Source organism: Exiguobacterium sp. s149 (assembly GCF_018618395.1).
Taxonomy (GTDB): domain Bacteria; phylum Bacillota; class Bacilli; order Exiguobacteriales; family Exiguobacteriaceae; genus Exiguobacterium; species Exiguobacterium chiriqhucha.
The window spans coordinates 581,825-607,080 of record NZ_JACSLZ010000001.1 but is presented as its reverse complement, the minus strand read 5'-3'; the positions used below and the strand labels follow the sequence as shown (position 1 = coordinate 607,080).

Genomic DNA, 25,256 nt, shown 5'->3' with positions numbered 1-25,256 from the left:
TATTCCATCTCGGATATCGATGAATATCCGGTGAATGTGAAACGATACGGACGAGGATAAGGGGGTTCACGAGTTTTACCGCATTCATGAACGCGTTTTTGAGTCACGTCGATAAAGTGGAGTACGGGACGACGACTACGGGAATGAACAGGTAAACGAATCGAAGTAGGTGAGCCAGTTGAGAGAAGCAACGATTGAAAACAAGAACGGCATGCGCTTGTCGGCCATTTTGTACGGATGTGCCATGACCGAGTTGACGGCACCGGACCGTGACGGGAACATGGACTCTGTCATTTTGAAGTATGCCAGTCCCGAGCAATACCTTGAGAACCCGGTCTATCTCGGTTCTGTCGTCGGACGGATTGCCGGACGGATCCGCAATGCGGAGATTGATGGTGTGGCCTTGACCCCAAGCGAGGCCCCGCATCATATCCACGGTGGAGACGACGGCATCACGTCCCGGCACTGGGACATGGACGTCGAGGAGCAGGCGATTACGTTTACTTATCTCAGTCCGGATGGGGAAGAAGGCTATCCCGGTAACGTCACGTTCAAAGTCGTCTATGAGTTGACGGACGACAACGAGCTCGTCGTCACGATGACGGCCCAGACGGACGAACGGACGTGGGTCAACTTGAACCATCACAACTACTTCAATCTCGGCGGACGGCCGACGATTCATGACCATGTGTTGACGCTGCCGGCCGAGCACGTCGCGAAGCTTGATGACGAGTCGTTGCCGACGGGCGAGTTGCTTGAGGTGGATGCGACCCCGTTCGACTTCCGTGACGGGAAGCCAATTGGTGAGGCGATTTCGTCGGAGGACGAAGCGATTGTTCAGGCTGGGGGACTGGATCACCCGTTCATCTTGAAGGACGGGGTGACCCGTTTACATGATCCGGTGAGCGGACGCGTCATGGACGTCGAGACGAACCAACCGGTCATGGTCGTATATACAGCAAACTTTCTCAGTGAAGAGACACCGGTCACGCTCGAGGGACGACAGAAGCATAGTGCAATTTGTTTAGAAGCACAGGCGTTCCCGGACGCACCGAACCATCCAGACATCGCCACATCGATTGAACTGAAACCCGAGGAGTTGTATCACTCGAGGACGGTTTATCGGTTTGGGGTGGAGTCAAAGTAAAGTATTTATGTAACCACTACGCATTATTGCGTGGTGGTTTTCTAATATAAACATTTTAGAAAGGATTACAAATTAGAATCCATGACAAATATTTTTCTGAAACCATAAATCATGCCCACCATTAACAAAAAAAGTAAAGCATACGTCTTTTCAATTCCTTATAATAACAAAGGGAAAGAAAGGGGATAAAAAGTTGCTTTCAATAAGTAAAGAACAAATCAAACATACGATTGACGAGTGGTCGGATCGCTACGCAAATGATCCGTTTATGTCCACTGATATTAGACACATCCAAGAACACTATGCGCATACACGAAGCCAAATCCTCGCGGTAGGTCAATTCAGCGCCGGAAAGTCAGCTTTACTGAACGCATTACTTGGTCATACATACTTAAAAGCCCATACGAATGAAACTACTAAAACCATCACTCGCATCTTTGCCTTGCCAGAGGGTAAAACACCTTCCTTCAAAACGGTTTCTATCCATGGAAACATCATTGAAGAAGGAGACATCGACTTTGAAAAAGTGGAAAAATATACAACTTTTCAAAAAGAGGCGGACGTGCATGAGGAAGTACAGTATTTAGATCTTTATATCGACGTTCCATTTTTAAATGAAGAACTAATTTTAGTTGATACGCCGGGAGCCAACTCAAGAACGATTGAAGCTTTTGAGACGACAGAAGATATCTTATTCGCATCCGCAGCCGTCCTTTACTTATTCCAAGCACCTCGAGGGATTGACGTGATTGACGATGAACTCATTCAACGTTTCCTCAGACAAGGAAAGCATGTCATCCTCGTCGGGACCCGTTATGACACGATTAGTGAAGCTCAATGGGAGGACGTTAAAAGCGACGTGGAAAAACGATTAGCCACCTATTGTGCGGACATCCCACCGATTTTCCCTGTCGCTTCACTTCAAGCGATGGAAGCAAAGCAATCAGCGAATGAGAAGCTTCTCGTCCAATCGGGACTCGCTGATCTTGAACGCGCCCTATCGAAATATATGGAGACGAAAGCGTATGAGAGCGCGGAGTTGAACAGCCTGCGACATGCGTTCGAGGAAGTGGCGTTGCGAATTGAGGCGTACGAGAGTATGAATCAAGTCGCCTCAGTTGAAAAGGAAAAAGAACGTCAATTACGAGAAGGAAGACTTAGACAATTGATTGCCGAAAGCTATGAACATATTGAAGCGTATGGCATCAATATGTTGTCAGAGTTGACGTTTGATACGGACGCAGCAGGCGAACAATTTTTACTTCAGCTCAAAAATATCCAAGTTCAAAAAAATAAAGAGGAGCGACAAATTCGGCGAGAGTTTCAAAAAAGAAGTATAAAATGCCTAGATCAGTCAAACTTCAAAAGGGTCATGACAGAGTATCAAACGTATCAAACCGGGTGTCTTGACTTGCTAGAGCACTGGAATAAAGAAGTTGATTCAATGTTTATGGACCATGTGAATGGACGCCGTTTAAACATTGAAGAGGAGCTGTCTCGATTTTTCCATGCGATGGAAGTATTTGATTTGGAACATAAAGTGGATTGGGATATCGCTCAAATTGAGTTAAAGCGGGATGTACAGCTGATAGAAAAACTAGATCTGATTCAAACGGTCGAAAACCGGACAGAAGAAATGAAACAATTGAAAAGCAGGCGCACTCGGTTGTTCAACTCTTCTAAGCGTACAAGTCTCAAACTTGAAGAGATGCCTGAACAACTCCAATCTAAAATTGCTCATATCGATGAGGATTTAAAGCTTGAAAAAGAATCGCTTGGAACAAAGCCTGAAGTGGAGGAGTACGTCAGTGAGAAGCGGAAATGGCTCCTCTTCAAAGAACGTACCGTACGCAGGGACTCGACTGCTCGAAATGATTGGATACAAAAGCATGAAGAGTTAAAACGAGAGCACGAAAAGACCCGTCAACAACTGATTAATCAATCTGCCAAGCAATTGAAAGAGGCTGAGGATACGCTGGCAAAGCTTGAAGAAGAGATTGTGCTTCATGAAAAGAAAATGGCCGACTACGAGGCGAATACGATTGAAGAAATTCAAGAGTTGCTTCGTTTCAGCTCTGCTGATATTCGATTTATGGATGAACAAGCTGACGATATTCATGCAACCGTTGTCGATGCGTTAGAAGACGTAAAGGAAGCGACGAGTCAAACGTTGAGACAGTTCAAATCAAATTTCAAGGCTTACGTCGATCAAGAAAAAGCGAAGGCGTTGCGTGATTTACACGTGATTCGCTAAAAGGAGAAGCTTATGCGTAAAGAATTCAATGAACAACTTGAAACCATCAGTCAACTTTTTAAAGAAGCCCATCAAACGGCCGAAGAAGCACTCGGATTGTTTCCTGATTATCAAGAAATCAAAGAATGGATTGAATTATTGCAACAACAACAACAACAGTTTTTACGACAGCGGTTTGAAATTGTCGTCGTGGGTGAGTTCTCCACAGGTAAATCGACATTCATTAACGCGTTGTTGCAGAAAGAAGTGTTGCCATCACGTGTCACTCCGACGACGGCTACCATCAATTTCATTCGTCACCTTACAGAAGGACCGGGTAACGAGTGTGCGGTCGTTCATTACTACGATGGTAAAGAAGAGGAAGTATCTTTTGACCAACTTGATCAGTACGTGACGGAGATGAGCAAGTTGCTAGACGTATCGAACGCGATTCGGCACGTTGATTTATTCATTGACTCGCCTTACCTTCAAAACGGCGTCGTTCTTGTCGACACGCCTGGGCTACAGGCGCTCAATCCAGAACATGAACGCATCACGAAAGACAAGATTCGAACGTCGCAGGCAAGTATTTTGTTGTTCAACATGGAGCAACCTGGGAAGCGGACCGAATTCGAATTTTTAAAAGACTTATCAGACTCGATTGACCGTATTTTCTTTGTGGCTAACCGGTTAGACGGTATTCCGAAAAATGAGATTGAAGAAGTGGTTCAGTCACTTGAGACGGCCTTACGACAAAACGATTATTGTCAAATTTCACGGGCTAACGTCTATCCTGTCAGCGCACTCCAAGCTTTGAAAGCACATGATACAAACGTCGAGCCGGACAAATATGCGGATTGGTCGATTGAAGATTTACGGACTGCCTCACGCTTCGAGACGTTTGAAGAAAAGTTAGAAAGCTACTTGTTTGACGGCGAACAGACGAGAGACGCGTTACAATCCCCGTTCTTTGATTTGGAACAATATTATAAACGAATGGGCGGACTGTTGACGAAAATCGAAAATGTATTGAATCAATCTGTTGATGTCGAAGAGATGGCCAAACAGTTCGAATTGCTTAAATTGCGCTATGATGTCCGTCAGACGGAATTGAGTCAACAGGTCAGAGACATCAAGAAGAAGTTCGACCAATCAATTGAAGTGAGTGTTGATCGCTTGAACTCGCAAGCACTTCACCTCGAAGAAGAATTAATTGAAACGTTAAATAATCTTGAGTGGCTTGGTGATTTAGAGGACGTTGAAGAGGATATGGAAGATTATTCGAACCAACTTGAGCAGTTGTTTAATCAATCATTACAAAAACTGACACAAACGTTGAAACGAGATATGAGCGAGTATGTCGAGCAATTTGATCTTCAGTTTACTGAAGAAGTGGCCATTTCATCGATGCCGGTCTCATTGAAAGTAAAGCATCAACAAGTTGATGAACATGTGACTTCCCAAATTGAATTGGAAGACATCGAGCAAAAGTTAGCAGGAATGGATGAAGCTTATCAACAACTGATTGAGCTAAGAAAAGTTAAAGGGACGAAGCATGAAAAGAAAATTCAATACGACATGGAGCGGAACCTTTTAGAGCAAGAACTGAAATACAACGCAGAATTGCTAGGTCAAAATCCGGCTCGTATTGGTAAAACGATTATTCGAGAACGTGTTATTTTATCGGATAAAGTACATACAGTCATGGTCGATAATCCAGAGTATAAACGCTTGGTCGAACAACAAGCCGAACTTCGTAAAGCGCTTCGAGAATTAACGTCTCGTCACCACGACAAGACAGACGGTCTTATTGAGGTAGACAGTCGGTTCGATTCAATGGAGGAGTGGCGAAAAGCGAAAGAAGAGTTGGAGAAAGAAAAGAAAAAAATCCGTTTCGAGCAAATCAAAGCTCAAAATGAAGCAGATAAAAAAATGCTCATGAAAGAAATTAGACGGTTCATTAAACAAGTTAAGAGCAACGGAAGACGACAACGAGCCGAGTTTGAAACGTTCTTTGAAGAATGTGACACCCTTAAAATCGCAAAACAAGAAATCGATTTACATTTAGAAGCTCAAGACCACTTGTTGGCGAGTTTACGTGAAGAACAAACGGCGATGGAAAACCTTATGAAAGAATCATCGGAAGAGAAAAAACGTATCCATCATCAATTAAGCCGTGTATCCACTACCCTTAACGAAGCGAAAGAGAGGTTACAAGAATGCAAGTTGAACGTACTGCTACCTTAATGAATGAATCTTTTATCGAGACGGTGGGGCAACAGCTCCAACTTTTAGAACATGAGCAAAAAGAGTTCACATCACTTCTGCACTCATTACAAGATCATACTGTTCGAGTCGGTGTGTTTGGTTCGTTCAGTGTCGGCAAGTCGGAACTATTGAACCGAGTCATCGGTATGCCGTTGTTGCCCACCCATACGAATGAATCGACGACAATTTTAACGACCATCGGTTATGGAGACGACGTCATCTTGGCTACGACAACGGAAGGGAAAGTTGAATCGGTCAACTCGGAAGATTTCCGTCACTATGTTGCCAGTGGTCAACAGAAGAATTGGTCATCCATTCACATCGCGACGCCGGAACTCGAGAATCAACCGACGCTTCAACTTGTCGATACTCCGGGACGTAATACGAAATATGCTCACCATATCAGTATGGCGGAAGAAGCTATGCTCCGATGTGATGCGGCCATTTACGTTATGTCATGGCAAGGGTTGACGGTAGAAGATATTTTATATCTAAAACAGCTCATGCCGTATCAGCCTAACTTGTACTTTGTCATCAACAAAATCGATCATTTATCCGAGGCATCGCTTCAAGAAGTGATGGAGCATACCACAAAACAACTGTCTGAAGAACTTGGGAAGCGCTACCCGATCATTGCGGTCAGTGCCAAAACAGGAGCAGGTTTGTCACAAGTGACGGACGAGTTAATCCCTGATTTAGTTTCGAATACGTTAGCTCTCAAAGAAAGTCGTTTTGTCCACGCGGTCATCCACTGGTTGGATCAAGTTATCGTCCGTTTAGAGCAAGAGTTGTACCTCCAAAAGATTAGCGCGGATGAGACAGGTGAGCAATTGCAAGAAGCGATGGAGCGGGTTCACCTTCAGCGAAACCAGTTAAATGAGCAAGTTGAAGATGAATTGGCTCAATTCCACCAATCACTTAAACGTGTCTATAAAAAGATGAAAGATAGCATTGCTCAACAGCTCGAACAGACGCAACAACAATTAGAAAAACGGTTGGTTGCTGGGCCAGATGAGACGATTGTACAAGAAGCACTTCTCGATTTGCGGCGAAATGTCCATGATATGGTGAAGCGTGAATTGGAAGGACTGTTAAGCGGTATTCGCTATACGTTACAACCGATTGAAGGGGACGTGACCGTTTCATTCAATGTCTGGTCGTTTGATGAGTTTCAGAACGCCTACGATGAGCGTCGTCAACGTTTAGTGGAAGAACATGATGCAAAATTAGCGGAGCTTGCTAATGTGGAGTCAGATTCTTCTGAAGAGGCAGTCCATGTGTTACGTGACGAACTCGCAAACTTACAAGACATGCTTCATCAGCCTTATGAACCGGTGTACGTCGTAGATGAGTCGTTTGACCCGCGTAAGATGGAGAACACCTTAAAAATAGTAGGACGGGTCGCTGATATTGGTGCAGCGGTCGCATTAGCCGTCATGACAAGTGGTGCGACTGCAGCAGCACAAGTTGGTGGTAAGGTCGCAGCGAAAGAGGTCGGTAAAGCAACAGGGAAGGCAGTTTTGAAAGAGGGCGCGAAGCAAGCGGCCGAGCAAGCAGCCAAAGAAGCGTTGAAGGCAGCGGCTCGTCAACAAGCGAAACAGACAGCAAAAGTCATCTCAACAGCAATAGTAAAAGAAACTGCGAAACGATCGACTACGAAAGATGTAACGATGTGGAAAACACTCGATCAAATTACAAGTCCTCTCGAAACCATTGCTGTTCATATCGGCAAATCGCTTGATGCCGATCGCAAACAAGAAATGCGTCTAGACTATGAGCATCAAGCCCGTTTTAACGCAGAACGTCAACAGGTCATGAGCGCATTTACGAAAAAACAAGAGCTATTGGACGATATGCTTCGCGAAGCTGGAGAAAAAGAAACGTTGACGAAAAAAATTGAGCAGAAGCGTCAACAATTGCAAGAAGAGCGTGAACGACAGCTTGAGCAGTTGAAACAAGAAGAAGTCGAAGAAATGAAAAAAGCAGAGCGCCAATACATGCAAAATCAAGTAGACGAAACCGTGAACGGTTTGATGCGGAAAGAACACGAGGCATTCGAACAATGGTTGCAATTAGAGACGTTAAACATTCAACGTGTCATGGAAGAAGAGTTGCCTCGCCATTATCGTGAAGAGTTAGGTGAGTGGGAAGAACGTCTATCAAAATTAAAAGAAGATGGAGCGGTCAGTCAAAGCGAGCGTGACGAAACACAATCAAACATTGAACGACAGATTACCTACATCGCTCAGTTAAAAGCGGAGATTTTACAAAAGTGAAATGTATGATAATGCTCGGGCAGCGAATTGATGCTGCCCGTCTTACTTCTGAATATTCGTATTGGCAAGCGTTAAGCCGTGAACCAAAGCAAGCCTTCACGTTTCAAAAAGTTAAATTGGTCGTCACCGGGGAACCGCACCTCGTTTCTGGATTATTAGGAATGCCTGTGACCGAGACAGCAGCACTTATCTCTCAAGAGGAATCGACTTTCACGTTGACTAAATTTTATGATGTTTATTATGTGACCCCTTCTGATTGGAATCATAGTTCATGGCCGACAGATCAACCTGTCAGTGTGGTCGCAGATGACCGATTAGAACTGTGGATGAAACCATTATTTGATCGTAGACAATGTCAGACCATCATAGCAAATCGAACATTGCTGCAAGGGGAAATGTGGTCATGGATTCATCAAGTCACCTTTGAGGCATTTACTTACTCAGATTTGTTACCAAAAGAAATGACATATATGAATCAAACACTACCGTCGATTGAAATGTCCTATATGAAACATGCAGGTCTGCGTATTGAAGAAGCTGCCGTTTCATATGAGCATTGGCAAACAGAGTGGTTGCAACTCGGAATGGATATGTTGAATGAGATTTGGCTCTATCAAGCGTACCCTCCTCGTGCTTACTTCAAAGAAGTCGTGAAACGATTGATTCAACTGGAACGGCTAGGGACAATCAATCTTTACGAGAGACGTGATGTGACGGAATGGTTAAACGTATTAAGAAAGTGGGGACGAGCAGATGATTCATCAGCTTGATGAAAACTGTCGGAACATCGAAGTAAACCTTTCAGAGTTTATAAGAGCGTATCGTCCTGAATGCTTCAAAGAATGGCACCAATACTGTGAAACATTGGAGCAATTATCTGTCGTCGAACGGACGAAGCGACTAGATGATATGGCGACGATTTTGTTAGATATAGTCTATCCACAAGAAGCTCTTGAAAAATGGGAGCGAATTAAACAACACATGAATGGAAGCGTATCAATCGAAACGATTGAACTTTTCTATGAGACGCTTCCAGAATGGTATGACGCAGTCGAAATGGAGGAATTAGTATGAAGAAATATCAATTGCCAGCAACCATGGCAGTAGCAGCAGGGTCCTTTGCGGCGATGATGCAGACAGCAGACTGGGTGAAGTGGGCGTTGACAGCGCTGTTCGCCATAGCGGTCTTCGCGATGGGAAGTACCGTTCTTAAAATGTTGGAGCAGTATGTAACAAGAAGACAAGAACATCAGCAATTGTTAATGGAAGAATTGAATCAATGGCAGAAAGTTTTTTCAAATCAAGCGGAACAAGTACAAACGGAAGTGGTTACTTCAATACAAAGTGTTCAAGCAGAACTCGTTGTTAGGTTTGATGAGCTATTGACATCCGATGAAAAACGACAACAGAAGAATGAACGTCGACTTCAGGAAATGCAAGAGCGTCAGGAATTTTTCCAGACAGAACAAACGAAACAATCTCAATTGAATCAAGAGCAGCTATCACAATTTGTCCAACGTCTCCTTGCTTCGTTAAATGAACAGCAGGAACAGACAGGAGATATGGGTCATCGTGTCTTATCCTCACTTAATTTGCATCAAGAGAAAACAGAACAAATCCATAAAAGTCTGCATTGTCACTTTGAAAAACAAAACACATATATGGATGACCAGTCTGATCTTGGTCAAAAATTAACACGAGCATTAAAAAATCAATACTTATTGCTTCAAGACATGAATGAGCAAATTGATACTGTGAATGACAATGTGGAGGAATCAAGCGAGGCGTTCAGTTCGTCTCAAGAAGATATGAAAGCTATGTCTAACCATTTCAATGATCGAATTGGCTTGTTCCAAGAAGCGATTTTAAAGCTGTCTGATGTTGTAGAAGAATTATTGGAATCGAGAGCTGTCGAGCGTCAGGAAGCGTTGCAAGTTCAAGAAGGTTTGATTGAAAAATTAAAGCGGTATCAGAAAGTTGACGCCTAAATATAATTAGCATTTGCAAGGTGGTAAAAAATCGAGTGAACGATGTCTTGCATAGGAGAAGAGGAGTAACATGACGACGTTTGAATTGAAAAGCATTAATGAAATCGGCGTGGACGCGCATTTTTTCATTCCGTCCTATCAACGAGGTTATCGTTGGGACGAGACCCAAATATTGAATTTGCTTGATGACTTACATGGATTTATGGAAAACTCGAGCAATGAAGATTTTTATTGTCTTCAACCCGTCGTCGTACGAAATATTGGAGAAGAGCGATTTGAAGTCATTGACGGACAACAACGATTGACGACGATTGCGATTTTATTAAGGAGTCTCAAACAACCGGCTTACCAAATCACATATGAATCACGACCGGATAGCCAAGACATGCTTGAACGAATCGATTACTATGCGACGCAGTCTGCCTCCAATGTTGACCACCATTATTTTAAAGAGGCTTATGTAACCATCCAAACTTGGATCAAAGAAAATAGTCGGAAAAACATGTCGCTTAGTATGAAGTTATTCATCACCCTCGCTGAACGAGTCAAAGTTATTTGGTATGAAGTTGATCAGTCTGCCAACGCATACGATTTATTTTTAAAATTGAACGTCGGAAAGATTCAATTGACGAGCGCAGAATTGATTAAAGCCGTCTTGCTTCAACCATGTAGTGAACATGAGCGAATCGAGCTGTCCATAGAATGGGAAGCGATGGAACGCAGGCTACAAGACGACTGGTTCTGGTATTTCTTAGAGTCTAAAAAGATGTATGAAAATCGAATCGAATGGTTATTTGACGTACTTGTGGACAATTTGGACAAGCACCATGACCGTTATTATACGTTCTACCAGGTCTTGAATCGACCAACTTTTTGGCAAGAGGTGCGTGATTTATACGCTCGTTTAAATGAATGGTATGAGGACCGCTCAATCTATCATTTCATCGGCTATTTGACGCATACTTCTAAACAAAAACAAAAGGTACCAGAACTATTAAATCTCTATCATTCGGAAAACGTTGAATCAAAGACGGACTTTATAAAGGCACTTCGGGGAATCGTCAGAAAGACTTTGCCTGAGGACCTCGATGAATTGAATGAATTTGACTATGAATCAGACAAAGATGCGATTAAACAAGTGCTGTTATTGTTTAATTTAGCTGAAGAAATGCAAACGGACCATGGATCGAGTCGGTTCCCGTTCCATTATTATAAACAAGAGAAATGGTCGCTCGAGCACATCCATGCCCAAAACACAGCTGAATTGACATCGAAAGAACAATGGGATGCCTGGTTACATGAGACAGAGCGTTTATTAGGAAACCACAAATTATATGATGACCAAAAGTTAATTCGTGAGTTACTGGCTCAAGATTATTCAAAGCGTGAATTCTTTATGTTTGTCAGCAAGTTAGAAGAGCGCATCATCAGTCGAAACGGTGAATCACTGATTTTGAATCGAGACAGATTGCATAATATAGGAAATTTGGTGCTTCTAAGCCAAAGCTTGAACTCATCATTGAGTAATCACTACTATCCAATCAAGTTTGACGCATTAAAAACGTTTGAACGAAACGGTGGCTATTTACCGGCTGCGACACGAAAAGCATTTTGGAAATATTACACGAATAAGCCGACAACTTATGAATTTTGGACGTCGGAAGACCAAGAGGCTTACGTGAATCAAATCATTCAGTCGATTCATACGTTTACCGAAGAGGAGACGCCACATGCATACGCTTAAAACGTTACTTGGTAACTATTCCATTGTGATTCCAATGATTCAACGCGATTATGCGCAAGGACGATTGAGTACTGAGGTCACAACAATCCGTAAATCGATTGTCGGGAAATTGAGAGCGGCAACAATCGATGGGACACCCGTAGACTTAGATTTTATCTATGGTGCAATCAAGGATGGCACGTTGCGGCCGTTAGATGGGCAACAGCGTCTTACGTCACTATATCTGCTTTACTGGTACATCGGTTATCGAAGAAGAGAATTTCCGGAGTATTTAAAGCGATTCACGTATGAAACACGAATCACGGCTCGAGACTTTTTTCACGCTTTAGTCGAGTTCCCGATTTTAGGTGGAGAAGCTCAGACCATTCATGAACGAATTTGCAATCAAAAATGGTTTCGGACGAACTGGTTGCTTGACCCAACAATCGCAGGCGCGCTTGTAATGTTGAACGAGCTAGAACTTGCATTTCGCGATGTCGAAACGGATTTGTTACCAGATTTGGTTAATCAAGAGCCTGACGTATCGTTTCACTTCCTTGACTTGGACAAATACGATTTAGACGAATCGCTATACATTAAAATGAATTCGCGCGGAAAACCGTTGAGCCCATTTGATAACTTTAAAGCGCAATTCGAGCAACACCTTTTTGAAAGCGATATGAAAGACGAGTGGGAAGCGTATAAGCAGAAAGTCGAGATACAATGGGGCGATTTGTTGTGGCCATATCGGGATAAGGCGTCACAAACAATCGATAATGTGTTTTTAAATATTTTTCGATACTGGACGAGCGCGATCGTACTCAAAGAGATGGACTTTGAAAGACGAGAAGAGCAGAAAGAATTTCTGGACAGCCTGACTGTTCCCTCACGGTTCACGTCAATTTATCAGTCCCCTCAAAATGTTCGCGATTTATTCTCTGTGCTCGACATGTGGACAGACAGTACTGACCTTGAGACGACATTTAAGTTTTATACGAGTCAACTTACACACATTGCGCCCGATTTATTAGACCGGTTGTTGAAAGTAGACCTGTTTAAGTTGTCTTACGATGACCAAATCGTGATTTACACCATCTTACGAATGAAACAACATGGAGTTGAGGAGCTTGACCTTGTGCGTGTGGTGCGCAACTTGGCAGAAGGTGTTCGTCAAAAGAAGCAAGGCGGGTATACTTCGAACATCCGCTTTGAGCGTCTTGGTTCCATCTATCAGGCGATTGATGCATTGATTGCAGATCATGGTTTGTTGTCGAAACGGATTGAACGGTCTATGATGTCCGTTTTTCCTACCCGTGTAGTTCAGCATGAGATTGACAAACGCCGTTACGTTGAAGCGCATGAAACGATGAAAGAAGCCCTCCATCAGCTAGAGGACCTGGATATGTTGAAAGGGATGACACATCGCGTGTTTCCTGCTTTTAAGGTGTATGGCGAGCCGTTTGTGAAACGATTCAAGGAATTGCTCGGAACACGGCCATCCCTATGGACACGAGCCATGTTAGCGATTGGAGATTATGGTTTGATTGACGGATACTCGTCTCATAGTGAGCGATACATATTCGGCGGGGAAAAATACGCCCGATTCGTATGGACACATCAACTCGTAAGTGAGAAAGAAGAGTTCAAAAAAAACTTACAGCCCGTTTTGGACACATTATTTGATTCCGTGATGAATGAAGGAAAATCAATCGAAAATTGTCTTGAGGATCTCATAAAGAATTGTACGTTGAGCGCCAACGAGTGGCGTTATTATTTTCTCAAGTATGACGGAACTTTGACGGATGAAGGTCATATGTTTACTTTCCCGGACGAAGATAACTTGATTGTCGAGCGGTTGTCGGGTTCAAGAGTCGGTAAATACTTTATCAATCCAATCTATGCGGAAATGCATCGACAGCTTGGTGATGCAGTTTATCCTTTCACAGAAGCGTTCAGTAAGTTGGAGACGGCAGACGGCGTCATACTATTCTTACAAGAAGGAAAGTGGACTGTCGAAGGAGATGTCGACCGAGAGCAGTTACACACTGAACTTTCACGATGGTCATATTTGGATCGAGTCGAACAAGGCGTGAACTTAGTAAATTGGCTTAGTCAAAAGAATCAAATTGTTACACCATAAAAAAGACGTCGTTCCTCATCATCGGATGAAGGACGATGTCTTCATTTACTTTGAAAAAGAAACAATTTCTGGGGGATGGAGTGCTCGATACGTTTTTCCACTTGTTGGACTGGGAAACATTCTAAAAACTTGCGTTTAAATATCGATGGTGTCCACGATGAAGCGAGAGTTCAAAAAATAAATGAATCATGTCGCCTTAAAGGCGACATTGGATAACGTAGCATGCGTTGGAATGTCATTTCATCCTCATGAAAAATACAAAAGTTAACAAACTAACCTATCAGTAGTGCAATGAAAAACAACAGTACGAGTCCGATGACAATTATTGTTCCGACAGCTTTAAATGCACGAGCGAATCCCATTCCTACTGCTATGCCTAAAGGGATAGCAATAACTGGCGTGAACATAAATGAACCAAAAATGGCGATAATCCAGCCGAGTGTAGGGTAACCGTCACTCTCTTCATCATATTCAGGAGCTGAGTGAGTCTCGGTTGATCGTTCGGACTGATGATTAGAAGTGGTAGGATTTAACTCATTTAAGTAGTTCTTCCGTCTTACAGGGTCTGATAAATATTCGTACGCCTCTTTGATGAGAAGGAAATGCTCAGGAAAAACTTCGTTATTAAAACGTTTGATTTGCTTGTAGTAACTTTCTTTTATTTTTTCAGTCGATGCATAAGGATTCACATTTAGTCGATCGAAATAATTCATTCTTTTCAGTTTTGCTAAAGAAATCGGTGCGGTTGAGTCAGGTGAACGATGTCTTTGGTTTTTGGACGATGATTGATGTGAGTGTCCACCTTCGATTTGTGCTCTGTATTTCTTTCGTTCTTCTGGGTCAGAGAGTACATCATAAGCTTCGCGAATCAGAATGAAGTGGTCCGGATATAGTTCATTCGAAAAAACATTAATCTGCTCGTGATACGCTTTTTTGATATTCACTTGAAGGGCGTTCTTATTGATGTTTAAACGCTCGTAATAGTTCATTTTTTTTAACTTTTCTAATGAGATGGGTGGACGTGATGATGTAGATTGATGGTCCTGGTTCTTAGATGACGACTGAGTTGATTGTTCCCGTTCAATCTGAGATGAATATCTCTTGCGTTCGATTGGATCAGACAAAACCTCGTAAGCTTCACGAATCAGAATGAAGTGGTCTGGATAAAGCTCATTCGAAAAGATTTTAATTTGTTCATAATACGATTTTTTAATGGCTTCTTGATTTGCATATGCATTGATTTTTAGACGTTCATAATAGTTTAACTTTTTTAATTCATGTAAAGGAAAAACTGACGAAGTCGTCTGTTCGGATGCAAGGACACGATCATACTGAATACGTGATAACGGATCGGTCAAGATCAGTAGAGCTTGTTTCATTTCTTTAGAAGGCTGATTTCCATTGTTTTGACCTTTGATTACATAAGCTCGTTTAATTTCATCTTTCGATGCGGTTTCTTCGACTCCTAAAAGCTCGTAATAGTTCATAGAATTCATCCTGTCTACTAAAAAGTTTTAAATTGGGTAAATAGGTATAAAAAACTTATTATTTGTAAAATGTAAGGTAAAAAATAGTTACTTTTCCTTTTATTTATACTATAAATGAAGTAGAGAACATTATAAAAGTACTAATTTTGTTTATAGGTCCATAATCACAAAAATATTGCAGATGTGAGGATAAACAGATGAATCATTATGAAATGCTGGATGTGAATCAATCCGCTACACAAGACGAAATCAAGCGGGCCTATCGTAATAAAATGCAGAGTCATCAGAACGAAACAGACCCTGAAATGTTCATGCAAATTCGAGCTGTTTATGAAGTGCTCATCGATCCATTAAATCGTAAATCATATGATGAGGGTTTAGCGTTAGGCGATCGACGACTTAACTTATTGGAAGCACTTGAATCAAAAATTAATACATCTCCAGATGAGGTGGTTTGGAAAGACGTCGAACCGTTAATACCATTTGCCGACCAATCGGAACGTGTAGCGGCAGCGGCTTTACAGTCCTGCTATTTCTTAGACCGATTTGAAGAGGCGATTGATTTAGCTAAACATTTAGAGCGTTCCAACAGCCTCACCGCCCAATTACGAGAATACTATGCGTACAATTTAAGAGCTGTTTCAAAATATGATGAAGCGATTCGTCAATTCAAATTGATTGTATTTGAGCAAAATGAAGAAGTGTTAGATACGCTTCTTTCATATGGTCGCCTCCTAATGCAAGCGAAACAATATAACGAGTCTAAGGTACGGTTTGAAAAATGGATGTTAGTCCACCAAGAACGACGAATGATTGTGTGGAAAGAGTGGATGGAATGTACGATTTTCTTTGGACGACGCGAGGATTATGAGTTGCCGCTTCTTTGGCTCCAAAATCGTTTTAACAAAGAAGAAGATGCTCAAGCTCGGGACTATTTGACCAGTATGTGCATTCGTGCAGAAGAATATGAGCGGCACGACGCCATGCAAATATTATTAGATGAGTGTACGGAGTGGATTCGGTTAGATGGAATCGATCCTGATTACTTAAATGCGGTGCGTGAACTAGGTGGCGTTCATGAGGAAATGGACGTAGCCTATCAAGCAAAAAACATTCCGTTAGAGTTTTTCTATCCGGTCTACACCTACATAAAAGAAATCAAAGGAACTGCTAAAGAGGACGAGAATCATGTGAACGATTTTGTGTTTTTAGAATGGTGGTTGAACGAAGACGAAATTAATAGAGCGTACGTGATGAAATTTAAGTTACTTTATCCGAAGACGTATCAATTTTTAAAGAAAAAGTATGATCTTTGTTTCGAACAAATAGACTGGAGGTGAGGGGATGGGCAACCAAATTTCAGCGTATGAATGGATGTCAAAATCGATTAATCAAAACCTTTCCCAGTATGAAGACAACGATATTGAAGATGCGATGATTCGACTGCTACGAATTAAAGTAAAGAAAAATCTACATACATTGGATGAACGAATGGATCGAGATTACAGTCGACTCATTGAAAAAGCAGGAGACCTCGAGATTGTACGAACGCCACTGACTTATTTGAATAGTTTTTATTTGTGCTTAGATGGTGACGTAGCGATGAAATATGTCCAAGCCACGTTGGCTGAAAAAGGTATTCGTGTCGGTGATGATGTCGAACTAAACACCGTTTCAGACTTAAAGGATTTGTACGATACGTTACAGCGAACCTATAAAATAACGGAATTGGCATCTCAATTAAATGTGGACGTCCAGAAAACCTTGGAATGGCTTCATCTTACAATCCGCGAGTTTGAAAAAATTGAGCATTTTGACCAACAGAAAAAAGACACGAAAGAGTCCATTTTGAAAGAACTGGAGCAAATGATTGGATTAGATTCAATCAAACAAGAAATTTATGATTTGTTGGACTGGATTGAATTTAGCAAGCTGAGAAAACAGGCGGGATTCAAGACACAACCTCTCACTCTGCACACGGTTTATTCAGGTAACCCGGGTACAGGCAAAACGACCATCGCCCGTTTAGTAGGTCGTTTGTTGAAAGCGATGGGGTTGCTAAGTAGTGGTCATATGGTTGAAGTATCGCGGCAAGATTTAGTTGCAGAATATGTGGGTCAGACAGCCGTGAAGACTCAAAAGCAAATTAACCTGGCACAAGGTGGTGTACTCTTTATTGATGAAGCCTATTCATTGGCTAGAGGTGGAGACACTGATTTTGGAAAGGAAGCAATCGATACACTTGTAAAAGGGATGGAAGACAAACGCGACCAATTCGTCATTATATTGGCAGGGTACCGACACGAAATGAAGGAATTGATTAAAATAAACCCTGGTCTTGAATCGCGCTTTACCCGTTATTTTGATTTTCCGGATTACGATGTGGACGAACTAATGCAAATTGCTGAGCTTCAATTGAGACAGTCCCAATACGTGCTCGAGGACCGAGCTAAGAATAAGATGCTTTTATTTTTAGAGAGAGGTCATCAAGGAAACGGACGTCTCGTTCGAAATTTTGTGGAAGCTCTGATTATGCGTAAAGCGGTTCATTCTGTGACGCATGCCTCAACTGATCTGCAACTGATAACGGAGGATATGCTCAGTCAGGTGATTAGGGACTGGAAGCGATGAATATCATTAAAAATATCAACATCTTTACGACTGATAAGTCTACTAAAATTCCTACAGAAAAAAAGTCTCGTAAACTTATAAAAAAACCTTTCCTCAATCTAATGAAAGAGTTGACAGATATGTGGTCGATTCCAAATGATTCATCTGATCGTTACTACAACTCAATGTATGGTCGAATCAATAGTCATCGCAAAGGAAATTACATCATTGATTTCTCATCAGTCAGTCAACTGAGTCAAAAGGCGACGGATATTACCCTAAAGCATCTGGAAACCATTACTTTAGATGTGTGTACAGTGACATCGAAATCAGAAAATCTTTATTTGCAAGCGAGGAAAGCATTATCTATTAGTCCCAAGTTGGAGAACAATCTTTTTGACGAAATACCTTTCAGCACTCCTCGTCAACTAAACGCGCTATTGATAGCGGTTACGGAAAGAGCAGAAATCACATTTTTCAACGATATTGTCTCTGTTTCGATAAAGCTTATTGAGCTCGAACCTCAGCTCGAGAATGAAATCATGCGTTATCTCTTAAATTTAATACCACCTTCACTATATTCATATTATCTAAGTCAGAAAGGACAAGTTAATGACATGAAATCATTATCTCCTGCGCAAAAACTACGAGAAGTGTGCCAAAACTATTTGGAGATGAGCATGCAATCACCTCCTGTTATTCATCGTTCCTCTTCCGTCGATCAAGACGTTGTCGAAAAGCTCGAGCAACTTATCAATGAGACAAAACAAGCAAAACGAATGACGTTCAAAACAGCGGAAGAAATCAAACAAGTGGTGTTAGAAGCATCTGGAGTTGAAGAGGAAGTTGCTGTCTCTGAAGACCGTGAAACGTTCGTGAGTACAGTTATTGAATTATACGACAGCATGTTCCATCTCGTTCGGATGTTCAGAACAAATGGGGACGGAGAGTTATTTGCAGCGACTTCAAAAGAATTAAAACGTATGGAGTTCATGTTAAGAGAAATTGATTTAGAGGCACTTCATGCGATTGGTAAAAAAATTGATCCTACTTTCATGCAAGGTGTCGCTGTAGTTTCATCTGTAGAAGCAAATGGATTAGATCAATACATTGTCTACGACGAAATTCGAAAAGGCTTTAAAGATTTAAAGACAAATCGCATCATCAGAGAAGCGCAAGTCATTACAGTACTTAACTAAGGAGCAAACATCATGGGAATTAAAGTAGGAATCGATTTAGGGACAACGAACTCGGCCATTTCGTATATCAAGGATGGCAAGCCGGTTATCATTGAAAATAAAGAAGGGCAACGAACGACTCCATCCGTGATTTATATCGATGACAAGGGAAATACGACAGTCGGAAAACAAGCTAAAAACATGGCCGTATCTATGCCAAAAAACGTCGTTAATGAATCTAAACGATTGATGGGTACAGATACAAAAATTGAAGTGAATGGCAAGATGTTACGACCTGAAGAGGCGGGGGCTCGTGTACTCGAGTATCTCGTTCGAAGTGCCGAAGAACGGACTGGCCAAAAAGTAGATGAGGCAATTATTACTGTCCCGGCGTATTTTAACGATACGCAGCGCCGTGCGACACAAAAAGCTGCTGAGATTGCAAAATTGAAAGTAGAGCGACTCGTCAACGAACCGACAGCAGCAGCCATCGCATTCGCATTCGAAAATTTAGATAAAAACTCAACGATGCTCGTTTATGACCTAGGTGGCGGAACGTTTGACGTTTCGATTGTCGAAGTGTTTGACGGGATGGTCGAAGTCAAAGCGAGTGCCGGGAACAATAACCTCGGCGGGAAAGACTTCGATGAGATGCTCGCAAAATATATCATTCAAAAATATGAACAAGATCAAGGAATCGAATTATCAAGTCTACCGGACTATGAAGCTATTTTCCTTCGTATTAAAGAAGCATCTGAAAACTTGAAAATTCAGTTATCACAACAAGAGATTGGTTCAGCCGTCTTGCCGTTCATCGGACTTCATAATAATGTGCCGCTTTCTTTAAATGTAGACGTATCACGTGCAGAATTTGAGTCATTGATTAAAAAATCAGTCGAATCCACTATCAATGAGGTTAACGAAGCACTTAAAGATTCCAAACTTGAATTAACAGACATCACAGACGTCATCATGGTCGGTGGATCGACTCGAATTCCACTTGTACGCGAAACAGTTCAAAAATATTACGGCCGTCCACTTCGTGTCGATATTAACCCTGATGAAGTTGTAGCGCTCGGTGCATCTGTACAAATGGGATTAAAAGCCCAAGACGAGACGTTAAAACGTAATACGAACGGCGGATTGATGGTCATCGATGTCTGTCCTTACTCACTTGGAACGGGAGTTTTACGGGGGCATCATGATTCGACGACTTATTACGATGAGATCATCCCACGAAATACGACCATTCCGACAGTGAAAAATAAAGTCTATTACACGATGCATGATAATCAAGAGATGGTTGAGATTGACATCTATCAATCGGAGAAGTATACAGGCACGGAAACGATTCATTCTCCTGGAATCGTTCAATTGAGCAATCGCCCTCTCATTATCGAAGGGTTACCGCCTCGTCGTGCCGGAGAAGTGAAAATTGAGATTGGCTTCAAATACAACATGAACGGTATTTTGGAAGTGACCGCGGAGATTCTAGGTTTTGGAATCAAAAAAGAGATGACGGTCGAACCGAAGAGTGGAATGACGTATTTCGAAACGCAGGAAGCAGCAGCTACGCTCGAGACAGATGTCACGAAAACCGAGCTATATACTAGAATGAAGCCAATTATCATCCGGGCTGAGCAAATGTTGAAGACTGCTGTCGGGAATGACCGTGAAAAAATTGATACGTTGTTGAGACAGTTAAAAGATGCGATGTTCAGTAACGACGCTGATCGAGCAGAGCAACTTGAGATGCAGTTGACAGATGTCTTGATTGACTTGATGTAAGGGGAATCTACCATGTCGAGTGAGACACATTCATTATTTTATTTACAAGAAGCTTCGAGATTATCGCTGTCTGGGCAGCCGTTTCAAGCGTACGATTTGTTGCGTCGGAATGAATTAAAAGACAGCGACTTGGGGCAGGCTATCACGCAAACTCTTGCAGAATATGAACGGGCGCTACCGATGCTTGATGAGTTTCAATCTCATCTTTCTAGTGATTTAGGAAAGGCGCAAGCAATTTCGAAAAAATTGCCTGAATTGATCTATCCTGAATCACTTCAAATGCAACGTCTTGCTGTCGCAGTATTAGAAAATGACGAGAAGATGGTTGAACATCTATTGTACCAATTACCGATAAAACATCCGTTTCGGACTCAAGTTGAAAGTCTTTTAACAGCCCCAATCGAAAAGCGGAAGAAGTCAGCGGCTATCTTGCCTGTCGCTGCCGCGCTACTTTTATCGATCGGAGCCGGTTACTGGATTTATCAAGAGGGACAGAGCGATGTGTTGTCGATGGCTTCTCAAGTTGAGAAAGCGCAAGCAGAGGGTGCCGCTAGTACTTTAGAAATTGAACAATTGAAACAAGAATTGAAAGATAAAGAAGATGCGATTCAATCATTAGAGACGAAGTACGAGCAAGAGCTCGCTGCGTTGACAGCTGAAGAAGAAGTGTCACTGTCTGACGGTGAATTGTCCGGGTTTACCGCTTACTCGGAGGGGAAATATGAAGAAGCCGTCAAATTGCTGGGGAAAATGGAGCCAATCGGTTTATACAATCAAGAAACCATCGACTTCTATAAATTGATGGCCGAATATAAGACCGGTGCCCAATCAAGAGATGTTCTGAATGAATTCGAATCCCAGTATCCAACTTCAGATTATTTAGGCGATGCGTACTTCTCATACTACGTGGTATCCGTAAAACGTAACGGTACTGCTGACCAACTTGCTGCAGAAATCCAATCTCGTTTCGCCAGTCACTGGTTTATCAATGCATTGTAAAGAAAGGAGGATACTATGAACCCCTATGAGTTATTAAATGTGACGCCTCTCTCTAGACAAGAGGAACTGGAAGCGGCCTATCGAGAATTATGCAATCGCTATCCAAAAGATACGCACCCAGAAGAACGCCTTCTTGTCGACGAAGCTTATAAAAACATCATGGCGGAGCGTGATGCGATTGGTAGCAAAGTCAGTGCTTCACCGGTAAATGAAAATCACCAATCAGAAGAGACACCTTCTACCGCTGATCCAATTGCTCATCAAGAAATCGATGAAAAGACGGCGGAAGTGATTCCTTTTAAAAAGAAAAGGAAATGGCCAATCGTCTTAGGCTTTATTGCGACACTTTTACTAGGAATGTGGCTAAGTGATTGGATGAACTCGGATACGGAATATAATGAGTATGTCTATGAGTCAGAAACCGATGCCTCGGCAGATGAGTCATCAGAGTCTAGCGAACCGATTGAAGCTGTCGACGAAGAGACAGAAAATGCTGAGGTCGCTAAAGAAGAAGCGGAAGCTAAAGAAAGAGAAGAACGGGAAAAACGCGAAATGGAAGAACGTCAAAAAGAAGAAGCCATTGAGCTCGTCAATGAGTGGAGTCCGACATTCTTTTATGAAGTCCAGTATGCATTAGCAAATCGTTCAACGAGTAACATGGAAATGACCACAGCAAAATTCAGAAATGAGTTTCAACCAACTTTGACAAAGATGGTAGATACGAATGTCATTTTTGAAGGAGAGATTGAGACGGCTCCGATTCATAAAGGGGACTTAGTTGAAGTAGGTCAAAATCGAATTGTCGCAAAAGTGAACACAGACTATTCCTCGCTATCGTATTCACCATATTTAAGGGACGAGCCTGAAGGTGCTCGAATTGAGTGGCAATTAACATTTGTTAATCAAGGCGGGGACTGGGTAGTGGATGAGCGGAAGTTGTTGTCTGATACATCGAAAGGGAGAATCGACCCTGTACGTGATGAAGTGAAAGAGGATATTGTCGACACAATCGATACAAATGCGAGCGACTGGCTCAATGCATATCGCAACAAGGATACAAGTTATTTTTCAAAAATCCGTTTCTCTGAATACTATGATCGTCAAGAGTCGTACTATAAGACGCTTGATAAAAACAATTGGTATTGGGAAGGTGACTATCTAGGTCTCGATTATAGTTATGATTCGATTGTCATTGAGGAAACTAACCCTTTAAAAGCGACGATTGAAGCAAGAGCTTCTTATCAAGGCGATTACTATGATGAAGATACTCAAGAGTTCGCGGAGCTTGATGACTCAGAGCCAAGTGTATTCCGTTATTCTCTCGAATACGATTATGATGATCAATCATGGTACATCGTGAACACCAAATTGCTTAAAAAGTTTTCAAAAGGTGACGTCAGATCTTACAGCCATTACTGATTTAAAGTGAAAGAGGTATAGGTAGCTTCAGCAGTTTGCTTGGAGCTACTTTTTTAATGTGTCTAGCTGTTATTAGCAATTGTGAGTCAAATTTATTTCACATAATTTAAAAGTACGAAAGGAGAGCAGGATGATGGATTTCTTAATTTCGATTTTAATCGTTCTTATCACTTCGCATATATCCTGGAATCTATGGAAAAACTATCGAAATGTCCGAATTGTGAGACGAACATTAAGATGCGAGATTAGTCTTATTGAGAAAAAGTTAAGATTTTGGGAAGGTGAACCAGATCGACAATTTCAATTATTGAAGCCGATTTATACCACTGCTTTGTTTGAACTCTATCCGAAACTGAAAATGAAGCGTAGTAAATTGGAGCAATTGATTAATGATGAAATCAATCGGATAGTTAAATATCCAATTCGAGCGAGAGTCCATCAGGTGTTTCAATCTTTTAAAGTGATTATGATTGTTGCAATGCTCTTTATTTCGATATACGGGGTTGAACAAGTCATAACAGAGTTCAAGAATTTATCTGTAGAAAAATTGACTCAAAGTTTTAAAGGGACGCTAGATGACGAGGCAGTACGTGATCTTGTGGGTGGTGTTCCCAAGGTGCAAGGAAAGGAAGAAACGCAAGAAGAAAAGAGTCCTGAACCTAGTCCGAAAGAAGAGCCTGAAGAAGTCAAAACTCCAAAAACTAAAAAGAGTGATGTACAAGCCGAATCTATTCATTATCTACTCCCTATAAATACGTACCCAACTCAAGTAGCGACGACTGAAGAATTAGGTGAGGCCATAGCCTATCATATGGAGTTATTTGACGAGTCGTTTACAATCCAATTTACTGGAGATCCAGCAATTTTTGATCAAGCGACAGACGATGTTTGGGAATGGTTAAGTCAGCATGAAAGCGTATTTTATGAGTTTTTATGAAGATGGCTTTCTACAATACATGGATTATGGCACACATATTGAACTTGATGTCTCAATGACTTATTCAATTACGGCTGACCAAGCAAATGATATTTATCAAAATGTAGAGACTATTCTCAGCAAAATGCCTCAAAACTTATCAGATTATGAAAAAGTCAAATTTGTGAATGACTATGTCGTAGACAACACTGTTTATGAGCTAGAGAGCGAAGAAAGTCCTTATACTGCTTATAGCGTTTTAATGAATGGGGAAGGTGTGTGTAATGGTTACACACTTGCAACGTGGTTACTCTTATATGCATTGCAAATCGAAAATTTATACGTGACAGGCGAGGTAGGAGACGAATTACACGCTTGGAACTTGGTTAAGTTAGAAGATAAATGGTATCACCTCGATACAACGTGGAACGACCCCGTGTATATGGGACCGTTTAAGTGGTTGGGAGAGCCGACTTACGATTACTTTTTAATTTCTGATGCTGAGATGAAAAAAGACCATAAGTGGGAGTACTCTCAGTATCCGGTTACAGCAACAAAAAATTATCAATAATTAAGTATTAGAAAGTAAACAAGGAGAGATAATGAATAATGAGAGGAATATATTGTAAAAATTGTGCAAGAATTATTCGATATGATGCTAATTATTGTGAAACATGCGGACAACTAATCGAAAGCAATGAAGGAAAGAACAAAATATCTTTCTCATATAACAATGGTAAAAGTAAGAAACTTAATTTAATAGTGAGTATCATTCTTGGCTTAATTCTCATTATGATAGGAGCATCAGCAGGAAATGCATTTTATAATGAAATAGGTTTAACAGATGTTTTGATTTTTTTCATATTGATATTCATATTTCAATTATTGCTTTTTTATTTGCAAAAAAAGAATAAAAGTTATTACCCATTAATTCCGATAGTGATTTCATTCTCTATGATACATGATTATAGAAATGAAATAGAGTCATTATCTAATGCCAATGCAGAATATGGTATTAGTTTTATTCAATATAATATTACCTTTATGCATTACACGATTTATTTTTTCTCATTTGTGATTGCTA

General features: G+C 41.4%; 18 protein-coding genes. 17 read left to right on the top strand and 1 reads right to left on the bottom strand.

Annotated features, from left to right (window positions below; translation table 11 throughout):
- Nucleotides 1-178: 178 nt before the first annotated feature.
- The 9 genes from KNP81_RS03045 to KNP81_RS03005 all read left to right on the top strand — a co-directional run bounded on the left by KNP81_RS03045 (nucleotide 179) and on the right by KNP81_RS03005 (nucleotide 13,775).
- On the top strand, nucleotides 179-1,147 hold the full coding sequence (locus tag KNP81_RS03045; protein ID WP_214718301.1) for an aldose epimerase family protein: 969 nt from the start codon (nucleotides 179-181) through the stop codon (nucleotides 1,145-1,147).
- A gap of 193 nt (nucleotides 1,148-1,340) precedes the next feature.
- Complete coding sequence (locus tag KNP81_RS03040; protein ID WP_214718299.1) at nucleotides 1,341-3,401, top strand: dynamin family protein; 2,061 nt, start codon at nucleotides 1,341-1,343, stop codon at nucleotides 3,399-3,401.
- A gap of 12 nt (nucleotides 3,402-3,413) precedes the next feature.
- Nucleotides 3,414-5,627 carry a dynamin family protein gene (locus tag KNP81_RS03035; protein WP_214718298.1) on the top strand — a complete coding sequence of 738 codons (2,214 nt, stop codon included), beginning with the start codon at nucleotides 3,414-3,416 and terminating at the stop codon, nucleotides 5,625-5,627.
- Entirely contained in the window at nucleotides 5,600-7,924 is a 2,325-nt protein-coding gene (locus KNP81_RS03030) for a dynamin family protein (protein ID WP_214718296.1), read from the top strand. The genes KNP81_RS03035 and KNP81_RS03030 overlap by 28 nt, the downstream gene beginning before the upstream one ends.
- A gap of 5 nt (nucleotides 7,925-7,929) precedes the next feature.
- Nucleotides 7,930-8,694: a hypothetical protein gene (locus KNP81_RS03025; RefSeq protein ID WP_214718294.1), complete on the top strand. Its 765-nt coding sequence runs from the start codon at nucleotides 7,930-7,932 to the stop codon at nucleotides 8,692-8,694.
- A complete protein-coding gene (locus KNP81_RS03020) occupies nucleotides 8,678-8,998 on the top strand; it encodes a hypothetical protein (protein WP_214718292.1) in 321 nt (106 codons plus the stop codon). The genes KNP81_RS03025 and KNP81_RS03020 overlap by 17 nt, the downstream gene beginning before the upstream one ends.
- Entirely contained in the window at nucleotides 8,995-9,912 is a 918-nt protein-coding gene (locus tag KNP81_RS03015; protein WP_214718290.1) for a hypothetical protein, read from the top strand. The genes KNP81_RS03020 and KNP81_RS03015 overlap by 4 nt, the downstream gene beginning before the upstream one ends.
- Nucleotides 9,913-9,982: 70 nt before the next feature.
- Complete coding sequence (locus KNP81_RS03010) at nucleotides 9,983-11,656, top strand: DUF262 domain-containing protein (protein WP_214718288.1); 1,674 nt, start codon at nucleotides 9,983-9,985, stop codon at nucleotides 11,654-11,656.
- Nucleotides 11,643-13,775 carry a DUF262 domain-containing protein gene (locus tag KNP81_RS03005; protein ID WP_214718286.1) on the top strand — a complete coding sequence of 711 codons (2,133 nt, stop codon included), beginning with the start codon at nucleotides 11,643-11,645 and terminating at the stop codon, nucleotides 13,773-13,775. The genes KNP81_RS03010 and KNP81_RS03005 overlap by 14 nt, the downstream gene beginning before the upstream one ends.
- 272 nt (nucleotides 13,776-14,047) lie before the next feature.
- Here the strand turns inward: KNP81_RS03005 and KNP81_RS03000 are convergent, their stop codons facing one another.
- Nucleotides 14,048-15,262 (bottom strand): DnaJ domain-containing protein, encoded by a 1,215-nt coding sequence (locus KNP81_RS03000; RefSeq protein ID WP_214718284.1) that lies wholly within the window; start codon nucleotides 15,260-15,262, stop codon nucleotides 14,048-14,050.
- A 197-nt stretch (nucleotides 15,263-15,459) separates the two neighbouring features.
- Between KNP81_RS03000 and KNP81_RS02995 the strand changes: the two genes are divergently transcribed.
- The 8 genes from KNP81_RS02995 (at nucleotide 15,460) to KNP81_RS02960 (ending at nucleotide 24,743) form a co-directional block, all read left to right on the top strand.
- The gene (locus KNP81_RS02995; RefSeq protein WP_214718280.1) at nucleotides 15,460-16,602 is read left to right on the top strand and encodes a J domain-containing protein; all 1,143 of its coding nucleotides are present in this window, start codon (nucleotides 15,460-15,462) and stop codon (nucleotides 16,600-16,602) included.
- A 4-nt stretch (nucleotides 16,603-16,606) separates the two neighbouring features.
- Nucleotides 16,607-17,893 (top strand): AAA family ATPase, encoded by a 1,287-nt coding sequence (locus KNP81_RS02990; protein WP_214718278.1) that lies wholly within the window; start codon nucleotides 16,607-16,609, stop codon nucleotides 17,891-17,893.
- Nucleotides 17,890-19,071, top strand: a complete 1,182-nt coding sequence (gene grpE, locus KNP81_RS02985) for a nucleotide exchange factor GrpE (protein WP_214718277.1) — start codon at nucleotides 17,890-17,892, stop codon at nucleotides 19,069-19,071. Before KNP81_RS02990 ends, grpE begins: the two co-directional genes overlap by 4 nt.
- Nucleotides 19,072-19,083: 12 nt before the next feature.
- Entirely contained in the window at nucleotides 19,084-20,838 is a 1,755-nt protein-coding gene (locus tag KNP81_RS02980; RefSeq protein WP_214718276.1) for an Hsp70 family protein, read from the top strand.
- A gap of 12 nt (nucleotides 20,839-20,850) precedes the next feature.
- Nucleotides 20,851-21,837, top strand: coding sequence for an outer membrane protein assembly factor BamD (locus KNP81_RS02975; RefSeq protein ID WP_214718269.1), 987 nt, complete (start codon nucleotides 20,851-20,853; stop codon nucleotides 21,835-21,837).
- Nucleotides 21,838-21,852: 15 nt separating this feature from the next.
- Complete coding sequence (locus KNP81_RS02970) at nucleotides 21,853-23,256, top strand: hypothetical protein (protein ID WP_214718267.1); 1,404 nt, start codon at nucleotides 21,853-21,855, stop codon at nucleotides 23,254-23,256.
- A 133-nt stretch (nucleotides 23,257-23,389) separates the two neighbouring features.
- Entirely contained in the window at nucleotides 23,390-24,193 is an 804-nt protein-coding gene (locus tag KNP81_RS02965; protein WP_214718265.1) for a hypothetical protein, read from the top strand.
- Nucleotides 24,180-24,743, top strand: coding sequence for a transglutaminase domain-containing protein (locus tag KNP81_RS02960; RefSeq protein WP_214718264.1), 564 nt, complete (start codon nucleotides 24,180-24,182; stop codon nucleotides 24,741-24,743). The genes KNP81_RS02965 and KNP81_RS02960 overlap by 14 nt, the downstream gene beginning before the upstream one ends.
- Nucleotides 24,744-25,256: the final 513 nt, after the last annotated feature.

What these genes read in the sequence shown, in the direction of transcription:
- KNP81_RS03020 (WP_214718292.1), top strand. Translation starts at nt 8,678, where the DNA reads ATGATTCATCAGCTTGATGAAAACTGTCGGAACATCGAAGTAAACCTT.
- KNP81_RS03015 (WP_214718290.1), top strand. Translation starts at nt 8,995, where the DNA reads ATGAAGAAATATCAATTGCCAGCAACCATGGCAGTAGCAGCAGGGTCC.
- grpE (WP_214718277.1), top strand. Translation starts at nt 17,890, where the DNA reads ATGAATATCATTAAAAATATCAACATCTTTACGACTGATAAGTCTACT.
- KNP81_RS02975 (WP_214718269.1), top strand. Translation starts at nt 20,851, where the DNA reads ATGTCGAGTGAGACACATTCATTATTTTATTTACAAGAAGCTTCGAGA.
- KNP81_RS03010 (WP_214718288.1), top strand. Translation starts at nt 9,983, where the DNA reads ATGACGACGTTTGAATTGAAAAGCATTAATGAAATCGGCGTGGACGCG.
- KNP81_RS02980 (WP_214718276.1), top strand. Translation starts at nt 19,084, where the DNA reads ATGGGAATTAAAGTAGGAATCGATTTAGGGACAACGAACTCGGCCATT.
- KNP81_RS03005 (WP_214718286.1), top strand. Translation starts at nt 11,643, where the DNA reads ATGCATACGCTTAAAACGTTACTTGGTAACTATTCCATTGTGATTCCA.
- KNP81_RS02990 (WP_214718278.1), top strand. Translation starts at nt 16,607, where the DNA reads ATGGGCAACCAAATTTCAGCGTATGAATGGATGTCAAAATCGATTAAT.
- KNP81_RS02970 (WP_214718267.1), top strand. Translation starts at nt 21,853, where the DNA reads ATGAACCCCTATGAGTTATTAAATGTGACGCCTCTCTCTAGACAAGAG.
- KNP81_RS03025 (WP_214718294.1), top strand. Translation starts at nt 7,930, where the DNA reads ATGATAATGCTCGGGCAGCGAATTGATGCTGCCCGTCTTACTTCTGAA.
- KNP81_RS03030 (WP_214718296.1), top strand. Translation starts at nt 5,600, where the DNA reads ATGCAAGTTGAACGTACTGCTACCTTAATGAATGAATCTTTTATCGAG.
- KNP81_RS02960 (WP_214718264.1), top strand. Translation starts at nt 24,180, where the DNA reads ATGAGTTTTTATGAAGATGGCTTTCTACAATACATGGATTATGGCACA.
- KNP81_RS02995 (WP_214718280.1), top strand. Translation starts at nt 15,460, where the DNA reads ATGAATCATTATGAAATGCTGGATGTGAATCAATCCGCTACACAAGAC.
- KNP81_RS03035 (WP_214718298.1), top strand. Translation starts at nt 3,414, where the DNA reads ATGCGTAAAGAATTCAATGAACAACTTGAAACCATCAGTCAACTTTTT.
- KNP81_RS02965 (WP_214718265.1), top strand. Translation starts at nt 23,390, where the DNA reads ATGGATTTCTTAATTTCGATTTTAATCGTTCTTATCACTTCGCATATA.
- KNP81_RS03000 (WP_214718284.1), bottom strand. Translation starts at nt 15,262, where the DNA reads ATGAACTATTACGAGCTTTTAGGAGTCGAAGAAACCGCATCGAAAGAT.